At 64.6% G+C, this 2,308-nt stretch carries 2 protein-coding genes; both read right to left on the bottom strand.

Going from position 1 to position 2,308, the window contains the following annotated elements; all coding sequences use genetic code 11:
• Positions 1-1,186 (bottom strand): BREX system ATP-binding protein BrxD (gene brxD / locus DMB66_RS59595; protein ID WP_125812675.1); only part of this gene is annotated, 1,186 nt, incomplete at its 3' end.
• On the bottom strand, positions 1,183-2,308 hold a 1,126-nt coding region (pglZ, locus tag DMB66_RS59590; RefSeq protein WP_125812674.1), incomplete at its 5' end, for a BREX-6 system phosphatase PglZ. The genes pglZ and brxD, both read right to left, overlap by 4 nt.

Genomic DNA, 2,308 nt, shown 5'->3' with positions numbered 1-2,308 from the left:
CGTGTTCCTCGACCAGGTCGAGTTGGGTGACGAACTCGCGTAGGAACTGGCGTGGCACCACACCGACGTCTCCCTTAAACCCGGCGGTCACCTCCGCGACCAGCCGTTCCACGAACGCTGTGCTGATCTTCTGTTCGAAGCCGCCACCGTCCAACGCTGGGAACAGCTCGCGCAGCCGAAGCGCAACCGATCGGAGGCGATCGGCGTCGAAGGGCACGAGTTCGAGCTGCGCCTGCCGCAGGCTGGCGAACCTTCCCTGCTTCAGGAACCGGATCCGATCGTGCAGGGGCGCGAGTCCGGCAACCCCATGCCGGGTGTCGAAGAACTCCGGGGTACCGGTGAAGACCCACAACATGCCGGGGTAGGAACTCGCCGCGTCGGCGATCTGCCGGATCCCGTTGAGGGACTTGTGCCGCGAGTCTGAACGCATGCGCAGGATGGTCTCGGCCTCGTCGATGACGACGACGAGGCCGGCGTACCCGGCCGCCTTCACGATCTCGAGCACGCCACGCAGGTAGTCCAAGGCGTCGCGGCTACCGATATCTCCCTTGACGCCTGCGGACTTCTTGGCCGACACCGCGACGTTGCCGCTGCCGCACAACCAGGAGATGAGTGCTCCCGCTTCTGTGGTATCGCCCTTCTGCTTCAACTCGAAGATCGTCTGAATGACGCGGACGAAGTCTTGTGGGGCCCGGCCGCCAGTCATAGCCGCGAGATCCTCGTCGAGGCGTTTCTGGACCTTGTCGTCGAAGTCGGGGGCCGAGTCGTCTTCGCCGGCTGCCACAAGGCTGTCTTCCACCCGCCCGATCCAGCGGTCGAGGATGTCACCCAGGGCCCCTCGTGAGCACGATGCGGTTCCGAGTTCGGTCAGTACCTTGCGGTACACGTCATCGAACCGGTGGAACCGGAGATCGTTGTCGGAGACCACGACGAAGCTGGTAGCGAACCCCTGGGCCTGCGCATCGAGCAGCGCAAGGCGTGCCATGAACGTCTTGCCGCAACCGTAACCGCCACGGATGAACTTGACGGTGCCCTCGCCGCTCTTCGCGAAGTCGAGCTGTCGATGAAGCTCACCACGCTGCTTCTCGATGCCCACGGCGAACGCGTCGATTCCCCGCTCGGGCACGAGGCCCTTGCGGAGCGACTCGAAGACGTGCTCGACGTCCTTCTGAGTCAGTGTGCTCATTCGCTTCCCTCACGTACGTATCGTTTCACTCCGGCCACGACATCGATGCGTACGCCGAAGGGTGCCTTCTGGGCATGGGTTTCGAATTGGATGGCGAAACGTCGAAGGCCACGCGGACCACCCAGCATTGCGGCGGCCTCGTTCTCCGTGACCGTGCCGTGCGTGGCCAGGTGTTCAAACACCTGCCGGACCCCCGGGTCGGAGAACTGCTCGAGCCAGCTTGTACTACTCGTCCCGACACGCGCTGATGGTGCGGGCGGCGGTGACGACGGCCTGCGGGTAGCCGTGACCGCGAAGCGAACATCCGGTACGCACGGCTCGACATCCGCCACGGCGCTGGGGTGGTGGAGTTGGACCAGCACGCGTGCGTCAGCTGCTCCGGAAAGCCGGAAGAACAGCTCGAAAGGTTCGCCGACGGTCGCGACCACCATGCCACCCGCGATTCGCGCCTTGCCGCGGGTTTGGCAGAGCTCGACCTGCACACCTTCGGCATCGTGAACCCGCAGCCCGAGTTCGACGTTCTGTGAGCTTCCGAAGTCCAACGACCGCTGCGCGAGGACCTCAACCTTGGCCTCGATGCAGTGCATCCCCGCTACGTCCTCGGCAGCCTTGGCCTTGATGCCGTATCGCACGTTCTGTCCGCCAGCTGCGGCACGGTGCACCACGGTCAGGACCGGGATGACGCGCTCCTGCAGACTGTTGCCGCCGTGGACAAAATTCATGGAGCGTCGGCCGGTGTCGAACACCGCCGTAGTCTCTGGGAACATCACGTGCCCCTCGGCTCCCTCGTAGCCGAGGTTCGCCAGGGCGACCCGCACCTCACCATCGTGATCCGCCGCCACAGGGGAGAAGACGTGCCTTCTGTCCGGATCAATGCGACGGCCGTGGGCTTGAGCTGGCGCGGTATTGTCGTCAAGTAGAAGAAAGCCGTGATCGCTGGTGAAGACGAACCGGCGCACGCCCGCATCCCAGAGCAGACGCCAGGCGGCGCGCAGTTTCTGCATGGCGTGGTCGAAGACCGCGGGACCGACGCCCTTTTCTCCAGCATTGTCGATTTCCAGGCTGTGGACGACGACCAGTCGTGCCTGGGCGATCGAGCGTTTGAGTGAGCCGCTGTCGCGG

The organism is Actinoplanes sp. ATCC 53533, assembly GCF_003947245.1.
Note: the sequence above shows the minus strand (reverse complement) of the source record. Positions and strands in the feature narration are given on the sequence as shown.